The organism is Lentzea sp. NPDC036949 (assembly GCF_055608075.1).
Map to the genome: position 1 here is coordinate 110,301 of NZ_JBVJRA010000015.1, position 14,279 is coordinate 124,579.

Annotated in this window: 17 protein-coding genes; 3 read left to right on the forward strand and 14 right to left on the reverse strand. The window is 71.6% G+C overall.

Annotation, left to right across the window (positions count from 1 at the left end; all coding sequences use genetic code 11):
- Positions 1 to 146: 146 nt before the first annotated feature.
- Positions 147 to 533: a nuclear transport factor 2 family protein gene (locus ACZ7CD_RS33420; protein ID WP_360388496.1), complete on the reverse strand. Its 387-nt coding sequence runs from the start codon at positions 531 to 533 to the stop codon at positions 147 to 149.
- Positions 534 to 603: 70 nt separating this feature from the next.
- Here ACZ7CD_RS33420 and ACZ7CD_RS33425 point away from each other — a divergent pair, with 70 nt between their 5' ends.
- Entirely contained in the window at positions 604 to 900 is a 297-nt protein-coding gene (locus tag ACZ7CD_RS33425) for an ArsR/SmtB family transcription factor (protein ID WP_360388499.1), read from the forward strand.
- 25 nt (positions 901 to 925) lie between these two features.
- On the opposite strand, the gene ACZ7CD_RS33430 is transcribed toward ACZ7CD_RS33425, so the two are convergent.
- On the reverse strand, positions 926 to 1,687 hold the full coding sequence (locus ACZ7CD_RS33430; protein WP_470380487.1) for a hypothetical protein: 762 nt from the start codon (positions 1,685 to 1,687) through the stop codon (positions 926 to 928).
- Positions 1,688 to 1,959: 272 nt separating this feature from the next.
- Between ACZ7CD_RS33430 and ACZ7CD_RS33435 the strand changes: the two genes are divergently transcribed.
- Positions 1,960 to 2,337, forward strand: a complete 378-nt coding sequence (locus tag ACZ7CD_RS33435; RefSeq protein WP_470376183.1) for a hypothetical protein — start codon at positions 1,960 to 1,962, stop codon at positions 2,335 to 2,337.
- A 296-nt stretch (positions 2,338 to 2,633) separates the two neighbouring features.
- Here ACZ7CD_RS33435 and ACZ7CD_RS33440 read toward each other — a convergent pair whose 3' ends face one another.
- The 10 genes from ACZ7CD_RS33440 to ACZ7CD_RS33485 all read right to left on the reverse strand — a co-directional run bounded on the left by ACZ7CD_RS33440 (position 2,634) and on the right by ACZ7CD_RS33485 (position 11,981).
- Positions 2,634 to 4,124, reverse strand: a complete 1,491-nt coding sequence (locus tag ACZ7CD_RS33440) for a cellulase family glycosylhydrolase (protein ID WP_470380488.1) — start codon at positions 4,122 to 4,124, stop codon at positions 2,634 to 2,636.
- 308 nt (positions 4,125 to 4,432) lie between these two features.
- Positions 4,433 to 4,693 carry an Atu4866 domain-containing protein gene (locus ACZ7CD_RS33445; RefSeq protein ID WP_470371990.1) on the reverse strand — a complete coding sequence of 87 codons (261 nt, stop codon included), beginning with the start codon at positions 4,691 to 4,693 and terminating at the stop codon, positions 4,433 to 4,435.
- A gap of 74 nt (positions 4,694 to 4,767) precedes the next feature.
- Complete coding sequence (locus ACZ7CD_RS33450) at positions 4,768 to 5,466, reverse strand: hypothetical protein (RefSeq protein ID WP_470380489.1); 699 nt, start codon at positions 5,464 to 5,466, stop codon at positions 4,768 to 4,770.
- A 14-nt stretch (positions 5,467 to 5,480) separates the two neighbouring features.
- On the reverse strand, positions 5,481 to 6,662 hold the full coding sequence (locus tag ACZ7CD_RS33455) for an FAD-dependent monooxygenase (protein ID WP_470380490.1): 1,182 nt from the start codon (positions 6,660 to 6,662) through the stop codon (positions 5,481 to 5,483).
- Between the two features lie 177 nt (positions 6,663 to 6,839).
- Positions 6,840 to 7,826 (reverse strand): NAD(P)-dependent alcohol dehydrogenase, encoded by a 987-nt coding sequence (locus ACZ7CD_RS33460; RefSeq protein ID WP_470380491.1) that lies wholly within the window; start codon positions 7,824 to 7,826, stop codon positions 6,840 to 6,842.
- Entirely contained in the window at positions 7,823 to 8,485 is a 663-nt protein-coding gene (locus ACZ7CD_RS33465) for a DUF2306 domain-containing protein (protein ID WP_458432061.1), read from the reverse strand. The genes ACZ7CD_RS33460 and ACZ7CD_RS33465 overlap by 4 nt, the downstream gene beginning before the upstream one ends.
- 54 nt (positions 8,486 to 8,539) lie before the next feature.
- Complete coding sequence (locus tag ACZ7CD_RS33470; protein ID WP_360388523.1) at positions 8,540 to 9,253, reverse strand: response regulator transcription factor; 714 nt, start codon at positions 9,251 to 9,253, stop codon at positions 8,540 to 8,542.
- On the reverse strand, positions 9,250 to 10,380 hold the full coding sequence (locus ACZ7CD_RS33475) for a sensor histidine kinase (RefSeq protein WP_470380492.1): 1,131 nt from the start codon (positions 10,378 to 10,380) through the stop codon (positions 9,250 to 9,252). The genes ACZ7CD_RS33470 and ACZ7CD_RS33475 overlap by 4 nt, the downstream gene beginning before the upstream one ends.
- Before the next feature lie 20 nt (positions 10,381 to 10,400).
- Entirely contained in the window at positions 10,401 to 11,390 is a 990-nt protein-coding gene (locus ACZ7CD_RS33480) for a hypothetical protein (protein ID WP_470380493.1), read from the reverse strand.
- A 36-nt stretch (positions 11,391 to 11,426) separates the two neighbouring features.
- The gene (locus tag ACZ7CD_RS33485) at positions 11,427 to 11,981 is read right to left on the reverse strand and encodes a TetR/AcrR family transcriptional regulator (RefSeq protein ID WP_470376187.1); all 555 of its coding nucleotides are present in this window, start codon (positions 11,979 to 11,981) and stop codon (positions 11,427 to 11,429) included.
- A 91-nt stretch (positions 11,982 to 12,072) separates the two neighbouring features.
- Here ACZ7CD_RS33485 and ACZ7CD_RS33490 point away from each other — a divergent pair, with 91 nt between their 5' ends.
- The gene (locus ACZ7CD_RS33490; RefSeq protein ID WP_470376188.1) at positions 12,073 to 12,939 is read left to right on the forward strand and encodes an MBL fold metallo-hydrolase; all 867 of its coding nucleotides are present in this window, start codon (positions 12,073 to 12,075) and stop codon (positions 12,937 to 12,939) included.
- 132 nt (positions 12,940 to 13,071) lie between these two features.
- Here ACZ7CD_RS33490 and ACZ7CD_RS33495 read toward each other — a convergent pair whose 3' ends face one another.
- Complete coding sequence (locus ACZ7CD_RS33495; RefSeq protein ID WP_470376189.1) at positions 13,072 to 13,758, reverse strand: type 1 glutamine amidotransferase domain-containing protein; 687 nt, start codon at positions 13,756 to 13,758, stop codon at positions 13,072 to 13,074.
- Positions 13,759 to 13,854: 96 nt separating this feature from the next.
- Positions 13,855 to 14,223 carry a VOC family protein gene (locus ACZ7CD_RS33500; RefSeq protein ID WP_360388539.1) on the reverse strand — a complete coding sequence of 123 codons (369 nt, stop codon included), beginning with the start codon at positions 14,221 to 14,223 and terminating at the stop codon, positions 13,855 to 13,857.
- Positions 14,224 to 14,279: the final 56 nt, after the last annotated feature.

Genomic DNA, 14,279 nt, shown 5'->3' on the forward strand with positions numbered 1-14,279 from the left:
GGCACGAGCGTGCCGCCCGCAACCGGGGTCGTTGAGGACCATGGTGCGGCTGATCGCGCCGTCGGCGAGGGTGACGAGCTGCTGGGGTCCTCGACGCCGAGCTCGGCCACCAGACCGGTCACAGCGTGAGCATCCCCCGCAGTTCGTCAGGCGAAGAAGCGGTTCATGCCGTCCACATCGGACAGGAACGTCTCGATCCGGGACACCTTGCCGTCCGCCAGCGTGAGGACGGTGGCGAGGTGCTCGTCGAGCACGACCTCGCCCCTCGTCGCGGTGTTGTGGAGGTTCAGCGCGACGTTGTCCCGGCTCACCAGCACGTGCAGCAGGGCGAAGTCCACGCCGAAGCCGCTGATCAGCCGCACCCGGTCGACCACACCGTCCTGGCCGGTCACGGTTCCGGAGACCTGGTTGTCGCCCGGCAGCGTCCAGGTCACGTCCTCGGTGAGAATCCCGCGCAGCAGGTCCCAGTCCTGGCCGGCCAGCGCCTTCATGAACGTCGCCGCCACGTCCTGCTTGACCTGTTCGGTCGTCATCACGCCCCACCTCAACTGTTCGATTTGATTCGAACCGTAACAGTTCGAGTCAAGTCGTACAATCGGGTGTGTGGAGACCGAAGAGGGCCCTGCCCGCGGGGACATCACCATCGAGGCGGTGCTCGCGGCGCTCGACCACCCGCTGCGGCTGCGGGTGGTCAGGACGCTGGCGGCGGCGGAGGAGCTGAACTGCCAGGAGATCCTGCCGGACATCACCAAGAGCACGGCCAGCCACCACTGGAAGGTGCTGCGGGAGGCCGGGGTCGTCGAACAACGGCGCGAGGGCCGGTACCTGTACCTGCGGCTGCGGCGCGAGGACCTGGACAGCCGGTTCCCCGGCGTGCTCGACGCGGTGGTGCGGGGCTGATCCCACCGGGTGCCGCGAGGGCGGGTCAGCAGTCGCGCAGGCCGCGGCCGCCCCGATGAGCGGGGTGGACGTAGACCTCGGACAGGTAACCCTCACGCTTGTCCGGCCACACCACGCGGTACCAGCCGTTCGACACAGCTCGGTGCGGGTTGTCGGGGTAGGGCGAGTCGCGGTTGTAGTTCACCAGCTCGTCCCCGGTGGCACGGCAGACCGCCACGACCAGAGCACCACTGGACATCTCGGTTCCCGCCAGCTTGCAGGCGTTCTCCGGTGCGGCGCACCTGCGGACGGTTCTGCTGGACAGGTAGGCGGGGGTCACGTCCTCGGCGAGCTCGTTCTCCCCGGCGACAGTCTTGTTCTGCACCTCGATGACCGCAGCAGCAGCAGGAGCGGTGGTGTGGTCGCGGCTCTCGGTCACCGCCAGCACCAGAACTGTTGCCGCTGCGCCGAGAACCACCGCGACCGCGCCGACGGCCCCGAGGTGCCACGTCGTCCAGTTCCGCCGTTCCGGCTGATTTGTGGACACAGCTGACAAAGCGCGATAACGCGTCAGCCATTCGCGCTGTTCGGCGTCGTTCATGCCCAGAGCGGTGCACAGCTTGGTGACGAACTCCGGATCGGGGAACAGCTTGCCGCGCTTGCCCAGGTCGTAGATCGAGGTCCGGTTGCTCTGGGCGGCGTGGGCGATGTCGTTGACCGGCACGCCGGAGTCCGCGCGACGCGCGTGCCAGTCGGACCAGAAAACGGTGATCGTGTCTTGAGGTCTTCGCTTGCTCCGCAGGTTCATGGAGCAAGAGAACATCATCGGCACGAGATTCGTCGTCGTCTGTTCGGGGCTTTGTGCATTCCGCACCGCCGAGTGGACAACACCGACCGCAGACGGCCGCGCTGTCGCCCCTGGTAACCGCGTACGCACCGTCGGTCGGATGTCCGACCGACGTCCGGACGGTCATCAACGCAGGTCACGAGCCTTAGCGTCGATCTCCGACAGCACCGGCCTCGAAGCAGGCGACAGCCGAACCCGAGCGTCCGGTCGATCATCGACACCGGGAGAACCTCATGGCGATCTTGTCCAGATTGCGCACGGCCGCAACCACCTCGGCCTTGGCCACCGCTGCCGCGGCAGCGGTGGTGCTGGGCGCCGTCCCGGCCCACGCCGCGGCGCAGGGCTGCTCCGGCAACGTCTGCATCTTCCTGGGCGGCAACGCCGGCGGCACCGCGCTGGTGCAGGGCTGGGCGCGCAACACCACCTTCACCGGCTCGCTCACGCTCACCGGTCCCGGCGGCCTGAACTGGTCCCAGACCGGCACCTGGACGGGCGGCAAGGGCAACTGGGCCGACTACTCCCTGCAGAACGCCTGGAGCGGCACCTACTGCGTCACCGGCGTGTCCAACAGCACCGGTTACCAGGGCACGGCGTGCAAGACCCTCAGCTGAACGATCCACGTTCGGTGAGGCCGGGATGACATCAGCGGGGAACGCGCGGTGGCGCGTTCCCCGCTGATCATTCCATTGGACCAAGCCATTCCCACCGCACACCGCCTCTGCGGTGTCATCTAGTTGTCCACTGTTGACGGTGGATTTCGAGGTACCGTAATGGCTTCCGAAGTGACGTTCGTGCCAGGAGAGTTCAAGTCCTGTGTGACGCACATCGGAGGCGCGACGCAGTGAGCTGATCCGCCCGAGTCTGGTCCGCGAGCACGTGCTCGTGGACCAGGCTCGGGCGTTGAGCTCTACCGGGCGCCGTACGGGTCCTGGCTGAGCAGGTGGGCCTTGAAGCCCTCGCCGACACCGGGCTCCGGCGTGCCGTTCCAGTCCTTGATGAGCACGGCGCCGGAGCTGCACCCCCACGGGTTCCAGGTCCACGCGAGGTAGCTCAGCTCGTGCGCGTCCGCCCAGTCCACCAACCGCTGCATGTAGTCGAAGCCGCAGTTGTCCTGCCCGAACTCCCCCACCACCACGGGAACCTGCTCGGCGAGCGGGGCGATCTGGGTGTCCCAGCAGGCTTCGCTGGCGCAGGCGTTGAAGCTGTAGGCGTGCCACGACGCTGCGATGTTGTTCAACGGGTCCACCGGCTTGTGGGCCAGCCACTCCCGCATGTCGTTGGCCCATTCGAGGCCGCCGAGCATGAGGACGTTGGTGGCGCCGGTGGCCCGCACCGCGTCGACCAGGTCCTGCATGCCGGCGGTCTCGTAGGGCAGGCCGGTGCAGGTGCCGCCGTCGCGCCAGCACTGCCAGCCGAGGGTCTTGTTCCAGTCGCTGGCGATCTCCGGGTACGGCTCGTTGAACAGGTCGAAGACCACGGCGTCGTTGCCCTTGAACGCGGTGGCGACGCCGGTCCAGAATTGCGGGGCGTACTGCGCGTCCGGCATCGGCTTCTGGCACACCGCGTGCTCGTCCTTGCAGTGCCAGTCCGGGCCGTTCGGGTAGGCGCCCCAGGTCCAGTGCAGGTCGAGGATCACGTTGATGCCGTTCGACACCAACAGGTCCACGTACTCCTTCACGGCCCGCTGGTAGGCGACGCCGCCGGGCGAGCCGTGGACGCCCAGCCAGCACTCCTCGTTCAACGGGATCCGCACCGCGTGGACGTTCCAGGTCTTCATCGCGTCCACCGACGCCTGGTCCACCGGGCCGCCGTCCCACATGCCCTTGCCCTGCACGCAGGCGAACTCGCCGCTGGACCGGCTCACCCCCAGCAGCCGGTACGGCTCGCCCTGCGCGGTGACGATCCTGTTGCCGGAGACGCGCAGCTCCGGCGCGGAACCGTCGGGCGGCGGGGTGGTCGTGGTGGTCGGCACGGTGCCGGTGCAGTCGGTGCCGTTGACCGCGAAGTCCGTCGGCTTGGCGTTGCTGCCGCTGTAGGAGAAGTTCGCCCCGGCGCTGACGCTGCCGCCCGCGGGGACGGTGGCGTTCCAGCTCATGTTGGCGACGGTGACCTTCTTGCCCGACTGGGACCAGGTGCCGCTCCAGCCGTGCTGCAACGTCTGGTTGCCGGCGTGGGTGTAGGTCAGCGTCCAGCCGTCCACCGCCGCCGAGCTGACGTTCGCGATGGTCACGTCGGCCTTGAAGCCGCTGCCCCAGTCGGTGGTCGTGTAGTCGACCCGGCACCCGAACGGGGCCGCGCTCGCGCCACCCGCGACCGCCGTCAGAGCCGTGCACGCGACGGCCACCGCCGCCCCCAGCACCGCGAGCACGGTACGGCGCTTCTTGGCTGTTCCCGACATCAGCACTCCTTCGTGCGCGTCACGGACAGGCCGCCACCCCAATTCTGGGAGCGCTCCCAGAGCCGACCGTAGCGAAGATGCCGCGGCACGTAAAGAACCGATGTGTGGGAGGTGTCAGTCCAGGAGGCCGAGGCCACTCCTGCTCGTCGATCGACCGAACCCTCCGATGACTTCGTCCTGTCGTCTCCCGCACCTCGGTCTCGGACTGGTGCGGGTGGTCCGGCACGCCCGGCGGCAGGGCGAAACCCAGTGCCGAGTGGACGACTTGGCACACAGCGGGAACCCAGGCCGCGAAGACCACGCCCTGCTCACGTGCCAGCCGCCGGCTCCCGGTACAGCACGAGGTGCTCGTGGTACAGCACGCCGTCGCGGATGTCGCCGGTCGCGGTGAACCCGGTGTCGTCGACGTAGTCCAGGTGCGCGCCGGTCACGGAGTAGGAGCCGGTGTAGGCGCTGCGCCGGGTGCCGCGGGCTTCGTCGTAACGGCCGTCGGCGTGCAGCTCCTGCCGGATGTGGCCGTCCGCCGTGACCCACATGCCCACCACGTCGATGTTGTCGTCGTTGCTCATGACGTCGAGGATCGGCCACTTCTCGCGTCCCGGGCAGGACGCGGTGGTCCTGGGTGTGGCACACCCAGGACTCGTCACTTCGGCGCGGTGTACCCGCCGCAGACCTCGGCGCTCGCTCGCGGGTCGCTGTCGCGCAACGTCGCGATGATGTGCTCGGCCTGGCGTTCGACGGGCTCCTCGGTCACGGGGAACCGCAGGATGAACTGCTTGTGCTCCAACGACTCGCGGGTCGTCCTCCAGTGCTTGTCGACGACGTGCCGCGGTGGCGAGGTGAACGTGACGTCGACCTGGTCGCGGGTGCCGGGGAAGGACTGCGCCCAGTCGACGCCGCTGTCCCACCGGTCCAGCACGGCGGGGTGCTCGCGCAGCCCGTCGCGCACCAGCCGCGCCACCTCCCGGCCGGGCCACTCCCAGAACCGGTCGCGGTCGGCGCGGGCGAGCTCGGCCTCGTACTGCGCCAGGTCGAAGCGGACCTCCGGCAGGGACAGCCCGTTGTCGTCGGGGTTGCGCCACCCGTCCCAGACGACCTCGCCGCCCTCGCGGCGGACGCGGACGAACACCGCGCCGCAGCACCCCCACGTGCAGTCCGCCTCGGCGATCATCACCTCACGCGGCTCGTCACCGGGCAGCAGCGGGCTGGTGGGCCCCAGCAGCACGTCGGGGTCCTCCCGCGGTCCTTCGGAGAACACCGGTTCGACCGGGTCTCGGTCGTCCACCAGGAGCTTCAGCTCGGTCCTGCCCCAGGCGGAGTGCTCCGGCGCAACGACGGACACGCGCAGCAGGCTCGTCACTCCGCCGTTCCCGGAAACGCGTAGTCGGGCAGTTCGACGCCGTTGATCGCGCGGTCGATCAGGGCGGTGAACGCCTCCATGTCCGGTTCGGGGGCGGGCTCGGTCTGCGGCAGGAGGCTGTGGACGTGCATGCGGCCGATCTCCTGGTTGGCCTCCACGAACGGCCGCATCCGCTGCTCGTAGGCCGCGAACCCGGCCTCGGGGTCCCAGCCGGCGGTGGCGAGCTCACCGGCCAGCAGGTGGGCGCCGACCAGGGCCAGGCCGGTGCCGCCGCCGGACATCGGCGACGAGCTGAACGCGGCGTCGCCGATCAGCGCCACGCGGCCGTGCGACCAGCGGTCCATGACGACCTGGGCGACCTGGTCGAGGTAGAAGTCCGGGGTGTCGTCGAGGTGCGCGAGGATCTGCGGCGTCACCCAGCCCATGCCCGCCATCCGTTCGCGCAGCAGGATTTTCTGCGCCTCCACGTCGCGGTGGTCGACGGTGAAGTCGGCCGCGGGGAACGACAGCATCGCCATCGCCCTGGTGTCGTCACCGATGGGGCGCAGGCCGGCGGAGCGGCCGGTGACGCGGTCCTGGTGGTCGATCATCCAGCGGTCCACGCCGAACTCGTTGGGCACGCTGTAGAACGCCAGCACCAGGCCGAGGTGCCGCAGGAACCGCTCGCGCGGCCCGAAGACCAGGGCGCGCAGCGACGAGTGCAGGCCGTCCGCGCCGACCACCAGGTCGAAACGGCGCCGGGTGCCGCTCGCGAACGTCACGTCCACGCCGTCCGCGTCCTGGGTGAGCTCGGCGATGCGGTCGCCGAAGACGTACTCGGCGTGGTCGCGGGTGTCGTCGTGGAGCACCCGGGAGAGGTCTCCGCGCAGGATCTCGATGTCCGCGATGTAGCCGTCGCCGCCGTCGTCCTCGGCGCGGTAGGTCTCCAGCACGGTGCCGTCGGCGTCCACGGTGTGCGCGCCGGCGGTGTCCGTGCGAGCCGCGCGCACCGCGTCCTCCAGGCCCATCCGCCGGATGACCTCCTTGGCGACGCCGCGCGCGTCCACGGCCTGGCCGCCCGGCCGCAGCGCGGGTGCCCGTTCCACGACGGTCACCTCGGCGCCGCACCGGTGCAGCCAGTGGGCCAGCGCGGGTCCCGCGATGCTCGCCCCTGCCACCAAGACCTTGTTCCCGCTCACCGCAGCCCCCATCGTCCAGTCAGGATGGTCCGGAGTATAGGAATGCGGCCGGGTGGCCGCGCGGGGTTTCGGCACCGGAGCGCGGGAGGTCCGGTGAATCCTCGTCGCCCGGCTGCCCGGCACCGCCGGTCCGGCGATCACGGCGGTCACCGAGGCGGTCGCGGCGGCGGGCGGGCTTTAGACAGTGATCACGACCTTGCCGCGGGCGTGCCCGGTTTCCACGTACCGGATCGCATCGGGCGCCTGAGCGAGCGAGAACGTGCGGTCGACGACCGGCGTGACGGCACCGGACTCGGCCAGGCGCCGCAGCTCCGCGAGGACCGTCCGGTCGGGCGCGGTGGTGAGCACGTGCAGCCGGTCGCGGACGAACGCGGACCGCAGCTTCGCCTTCAGCAGGAGCCGCAGCGGACCGACGAGGCTGCCGCCCTCGAACACTCCCCCGCCCGACAGCACGACCGTCCCACCGGGACGGACCACGCGGCGCAGTCCTGCCAGCGGGTGGTTGCCGACCAGGTCGAGGACGAGGTCGTACCGCGTGCTGCCGGTGGTGAAGTCGGAGCCGGTGTAGTCGATGACGTGGTCGGCGCCCAACGAGGTCACGAGCTCGGCGTTCCGCGTCCGGCACACGCCGGTCACGGTGGCGCCCACCGACTTCGCGATCTGCACGGCGAACGTCCCGACGCCGCCGGACGCCCCGTTGACCAGCACGTGGTGACCGGGTCGCAGTCCCCCGCTGTCGCACAGGCCCTTCCACGCGGTGAGCCCGGCCAACGACAGCGCGGCCGCCTGCTCGAAGCTCAGGCAGGCGGGCTTGGGTTCGACGAGGTCCTCGGCCACGCGCAGGTACTGTGCGAAGGCCCCGTCGGCGGGACCGAGGTCGCCGAACACCTCGTCGCCGGGGCGGAAGCGCCGCACGTCCCTGCCCACCGCCTGCACGGTTCCGGCGAAGTCGCGGCCGCGGATCTTGGCGCGGGGAGCGGTGAACCCGATCCCGGTGAGGCGGGCGAGGTAGGGGTCTCCGCGCATGATGTGCCAGTCGTAGGCGTTGACGGCGGCGGCGTGCACTCGCACGAACAGCTCGCCGCTGCCGGCCGACGGCGGTTCCACGTCACGCAGCGCCAGCACGTCCGGGGAGCCGTACCGGTCCTGGACGATCGCCTTCACCGCGTCACCCCGAGCGCGAGCGCGGAACGGGCGGACCGCGCCGGGCGGCGGACGACCCACTCGGCCACGGCGAGGTTGACGAGCCAGGCGGCGAGCATCAGCACCGCCTTGGTGAGCTGGTCGAGCGGGCCGCTGAAGGCGATCCAGGGTCCCATCAGCACGGCCTGCGTGCCGGCGCTCAGCCCGATCGCGAACGCGCGGACCATCCACGCGCGGTGGCCGGCGAGGTCCCTGCGCAGGGCCGCGGCGACACCGAGGACGAGGAACACCGCCCACGCGGTGCCGAACACCAGCCGGGAGCCGGTGAGCAACGCGCCCACGTCGGCCGGTTTCGGGTAGAACACGGTCATCCACAGCCCCGACAACGCCCCCAGGAGTCCACAGAGGACCAGAATTCGGCCGGAGACGCGGTGCCACCCCGGTCTGCGGCGGCGGAAACCGGGAGCGAACTGGAAGGCGCCGAGCACGCTGTAGACGCTCACCGTGACGGCGTGCACCACGACGGGCACGGGTGAGGCGAAGAACCGCGCGTTGTCCGGCGTGATCTCCGCGCCGGTTCCGAGCTCGGTCAGCCGCAGTGCGCCGCCGAGCACGGGGACGAGGCTGAACAGGATGATCGCGGCCGGGACGAGCAGGTCCCGCCGGGTGGTGGAGGTCATGCCCCAGATCGTGGCGCGGGAGGCGGTGCCGGCTCATCGGGAGAAGGTCTTCGGTCATCCTGGCCGATGGTCGGGTGCGGTCGTCGTACTTTCGGCTGACCGCTGCCGGAGACCGCCGCGCACGCGCCTGGTCTCGTAGGCCCAGATGGCGATCTCCACCCGGTTCCTGGCGCCGATCTTGGCCATCAGGCTGGCGATGTGGGACTTCACGGTGCTGAGCGTGATGTGCAGCTCGGCGGCGACCTCGCCGTTGGTGCGCCCGCCCGCGACAGCGGCGAGGACCTGCTCCTCCCGTTCGGTGAGCGGGTCGGCGAGCTGCGCGGCGGGACCGGCGGGACCGGTGTCCGCGAAGGCCTCGATCAGCCGGGCGGTGACGCTGGGGGCGATCAGGGCGTCACCGGCGGCCGCGGCGTGGACGGCCTGCGACAGCAGCGCGGGGCCGGCGTCCTTGAGCAGGAACCCCTTCGCGCCCGCCCGCAAAGCGGCGTAGACGTAGTCGTCGAGGTCGAAGGTTGTGATCACGACGACGGCGAGCGGGTCGGGGACACCGGGGCCGGCGAGGAGGCGGGTGGCCTCGATGCCGTCGATGCCGGGCATGCGGATGTCGAACAGGCACACGTCGGGCCGCACGTTCCTGGCGAGCTCCACGGCCTGCCGCCCGTCCGGTGCCGCACCGACGACCTCGATGTCCGGCTGAGCGTCGAGGATCATCGCGAGTCCGGTGCGGACGATCTCCTGGTCGTCCGCGACGACGACGCGGATGCTCATCGGGCGGCCCCCGTGAGCGGCAGCACGGCGGTCACGGTCCAGCCGCGGCCGGGGTTCGGGCCCGCCGCGCAGGTGCCGCCGAGCAGGTCCGCGCGTTCCTCCATGCCGATCAACCCGTGTCCGCGGGTGGTGCGTGCGGTGACCGGGTCGCCGTCGTCGCTGACCCGCAGCCGCACCGCCGAGCCGCCGACGTCGACGTGCACCTCGATGCGGGTGGCGTGCCGGGCGTGGCGGCGCGCGTTGGTGACCGCCTCCTGGCTGAGCCGGTAGACCGCGGTTCCCACCGACTTCGGCAGGTCGTCGGCCGCCCCCTCGATCAGCACGGCCACCTCGGGACCGGGCCGGCCGGGGCTCGCCAGCAGGGCGACGTCAGCGATCGCGGGGCTGGGCGCCAGGTCCGCGGAGTCGGTGCGGCGCAGGGCCCGCACCATCGTGCGCATCTCGGTGAGCGCCCGTGAGGCCTCCGACTCGATCAGCACGAGCGCCTCGGTCGCCGCCTCCGGGCGGGTGGCCGCCGTCGCGAGCCCGGCCTGCGCCCGGATCGCCATGGCCGACACGTGGTGGGCCACCGTGTCGTGCAGGTCGCGGGCCAGCCGTTCCCGTTCGAGCAGCTTGACCTGGTCGAGCTCACGGGCCCGCGCCCGTCCCCGGTAGCGCGCCGCGGCTCCGAGCGCACACGCCGCGGCCAGCACGGCACTGCCCGCCACCGCGTCCCCCACGCCGAGGAACCCGAGCGCCACCGACAGGCCGACCTTGCCGAGCATGACCGCCAGCCCGACGACTGCCTCCCGCCCCGATCCCCAGCGGAACAGGGCGAACGGGAACAGCAGCAGGAACACCAGGGTGTTGAGGTCCGGCTCGCCCCAGAACACCAGCGACGCGACCGCGGCCACACCGAACGCGGCACCGGCGGCGAGCAACGGCCTGCTGCGGCGCACCAGCAACAACGGCAGCAGCACCACGGCCAGCACCACCGAACCGGCCCGCCAGCTCAGGTCCGGCCGCAGCACCGCCTCCAGCACCGCGACCGGCAGGAGCACGGCGACCAGCGCCCAGTCCCACCACAGCCGCGCGGCCCCGCGCACCGGCCGGGGCTCGTCCCACACCGACCGCAGAAGGGCGAACACGGCGTCATCCTACGAGTCGGCTACTGCATGTTCGTGACGTGCCGGTGCGCCGGGAAGTCGGCGCAGGCGTAGAACTGCAGGTTGTAGCTGCGGCCGATCGACAGCATCGTCGGCTCGTTGTCGTGCGGGAACAGCGCACCGCCGGCGTCGGCGTCCTCGACCGGCCGCCAGCTCGTGGTGCCGTCCCACTCGCTGGTGGCGAGGGTCAGCAACGGCGTGACGGCCCCGCCGCAGTCCGGGCAGGACAGGGGGAACGGGTCGGAGAAGCTCCACGGACCGTGCCCACCGGCCTTGCAGCCGGAGGACACGGACAGCGCGCACTGGTAGTGCTGGTCCTCCTGCTCCTCCCACCGCCGCACCCGTTCGCGGAGCTCGGCGGGCAGGCAGTGCGGGGCCGGGTACTCGGTGACCTCCTCCGGGTGCAGCACGCACGGCTGCGGCAGGTAGTGCTCCTCGACCGCGGCCGGCTGCGGGGCCTCGGCCAGCGGGTCGGTCACCTCGGCCGCCTTCCGCCACCGCAGCGCGGTGCGGGGCGCGCACCCCTCGTCCTCGTGGTCGAACGGGCACCACAGCACCTGCAGCAGATCGGCACCGTCCGGACGGGGCAGGCCGGGGACGTCCCGCGCGTACAGCTGGGCCACCGGCACCATCGGTGCGGGCCCGTCCTGCGCGATCCCGGTGCCGTGGTCGACCCGGTCCACGACGACCTTCTCGTCCGCTGTCAACAGGTTCACGCCCTCGGCCTGCGGCCGTGCCCACGCTTCGGTCAGAATCCGCCGCCGTGCGAACACGTCCGCCACGCTCGCACCATGCAGCTCGGGGCCGGCGTGCTCGGCGCAGGCCGGCCACTCCTCCCCCGCGGGCCACAGCAGCGGGCCGCCGATGGAGCTGTCCGCGGCGGTCGGTGCGCCGGGGCGCGGGTGCAGTCGCACGGCGGTGCGGGCCAGCGGTGCGAGTTCGGGGAAGTGCGCCGTGACGTCGACGGGACGCGGCGGAGTGGTGCGGACCATGGCCGAAGATGGTATTCGCGGCGACCAGGCGTTCCCTCAGCTCCGCAGGAGGTCGTCGACCAGTCCCTCGGCGTAGCCGGGACCGATCGCGGTGGGACGGCACAGGACCCGGTACACGATCGGCGCGACCACGCGGTCGAGCACGGTCTCGGTGTCGACGGCCGGTTCCCCGCGCGCGGCGGCACGGCCGAGGATCACGCTTATCTGGTCGGCCGCGTAGTCGGAACACCGCAGGGCGTTGACGCCCGGATCGCCGATGAGCGCGTCACGCAGGTAAGCGCGGCCGGGTGCGGACGACATCTCCTCCAGGAACTGCCCCGCCCACGCCCGCAGGTCCGCGATGAGGCTCCCCCGGTCCTCCGGAGGCGAGTCCGGCCGGAGGCGTTCGACCGCGATGTCCGACAGGAGCGCCTGCAGGTCGCCCCACCGGCGGTAGATGGTCGAGGGCGTGACACCGGCCCGCGCGGCGACGAGCGGAACGGTGAGCTTCTCCCGTCCCAGCTCGGGTTCCAGCTCTCGCACGGCGGCGTGCACGGCCTCCTGCACGCGGGCGCTCCGGCCACCCGGACGTGCTGTCGCTCTGCGGTCCACGACACCAGCCTAAAGCAAAGATGTTGCTTTAATGCCGATGCCAAGGCTACCGTCCGCTTAACGCGAAGAATTAGCTTTAGGAGGTCGGCCTGTGCCCACCTGGACCGTCGGGGACCTGACCGTGCACCGGGTCGACGAAGCGATCGCACCACCGGAGACCGGACCGTGGCTGCTCCCGGCGGCGACGCCCGACCTCGTCCGGCGCCACGACTGGCTGCACCCCGACTTCGCCGCGGCGGACGGCGCCTTGCGGCTCGCGACCCACAGCTTCGTCGTCGTCGGCAACGGCAGGCGGATCGTGATCGACACCGGTGTCGGCAACGGCAAGCAGCGGGCCAACCCCGCGTGGCACGACCTGCGCACCGGCTACCACGACCGGCTGGTGGACACCGGGACCACGCCCGACGCCGTCGATCTCGTCCTGTTCACCCACCTGCACACCGACCACGTCGGCTGGAACACGCACCTCGTGGACGGCGAGTGGGTGCCGCTGTTCCCGAACGCGCGGTACGCCACGTCGAGGCTGGAGCGCGAGTTCTGGGCCGGGCAGGTGCTGGACGAGCCGCGGCAGCAGGTGTTCCGCGACTCCGTGCACCCGGTCGAGGACGCCGGCCTGCTGGACCTGGTCGAGGTCGGCGCGCACGGCGCAGAGGTGGCCGAGGGGGTGCGGCTCGTCCCGACGCCGGGGCACACGCCGGGGCACGTCGCGGTGGAGCTGACCAGCGGCGGCGAGACCGCCCTGGTCACCGGCGACTGCCTGCACCACCCGGTGCAGGTCGCGCACCCGGAGGTGACCAGCTGCGCCGACGTCGACCCGGTCCAGGCCGAGGCCACCCGGCGCGCGCTGCTCGAGTCGCTCGCGGACACCGGCACCCTCGTGCTGGGCACGCACTTCCCGCCGCCGACGGCCGGCCGGATCGTTCGCGGGCCGGACGGCCTGGTGCTGACGGTCAGGTGAGGAGCTCCCGGATGACGGCGGTGGCGGCGGTCCCGCCGCTGTCGACCTGGACCGCGGCGGCACTGAAGAGCACCACCGTCGGGCAGCACCGGCTTGCCGGGACGGCCCCCGCCGGAGCCGTCCCGGCGGCGGTCAGGCGCCCTCGCGCAGCAGGGCGACGAGGGCGTCGGCGGCCTCCGCGGACGAGGCCGGGTTCTGCCCGGTGATCAGCAGCCCGTCCCGCACCACGTAGGAACCCCAGTCCGGACCCTTCGAGTAGTCGCCGCCCTTGGCCTTCAGCTCGTCCTCCACGAGGAACGGCACCACGTCGGTCAGCCCGGCACCGTCCTCCTCGCCGTTGGTGAACCCGGTGACCGACCGCCCCTTCACCAGCGGCTCACCGTCCTCGCCGGTCACGTGCCGCAGCACGCCCGGCGCGTGGCACACCAGCGCGACCGGCTTCCCGGCCCGCAGGGTGTCCTGGATGACCCGGATCGAGTCGGTGTCCTCCGCGAGGTCCCACAGCGGCCCGTGCCCGCCGGGGTAGAACACCGCGTCGTAGTCGGCGGGGTCGACCGCGCTCAGCGCGACGGTCGAGCTCAGCGCTGCCTCGGCCTCGGGGTCCGCCGCGAACCGGCGGGTGTCGTCGGTCTGCGTGTCCGGTTCGTCGCTCTTGGGGTCCAGCGGCGGCCGGCCGCCCTTCGGGGACGCGAGCGTGAGCGTCGCACCGGCCTCCTTGAGCCGGTAGTACGGCGCGGCGAGCTCCTCCAGCCAGAAACCCGTCTTGCGGCCCGTGTCCCCCAGCTCGTCGTGCGAGGTCAGAACGATCAGCACGTTCATCGCGGAACCCTTCCGTCGTCGTCGTGGGGCCTTGAGGGTCAAAGCCGGTCCGCCCACCACCCTGGACGACGGGTCCGCTCCCGGCGACTCGGGCGGTCAGCCGCGGTCGTGCAGCGTGATCCGGTACCCGTCGGGGTCGGCGAAGGTGAACGTCCGCCCGAAGGGACCGTCGACCGGCGCGGCGACGATGGTGTGCCCGTCGGCGGCGAGCGCGTCGTGGATGTCCTGGACGTCGGTGGCGTGCAACCAGATCGCGGCACCGATGCCGGGCTGGGCGACGGCGTCGAGGTCGGTGCCGGGGACGACGTCGCGAAGCGCGAACGCGATGGGCTTCGTCTCGAAGACCACCGCGTGCGGCGGCCCGGCCGGCGAGCGGACGAGACCGAGGTAGCGCTCGTAGAACGCTTGCGAGGCCGTGAGGTCGCGGGCCTGCAGCGAGATGAAGTCGGGTCCGGTGACGGGCATGGCGTGGCTCCTCCACTACGTGTCAGTTTTCTGACATGCACCACGCTATGTCAGAA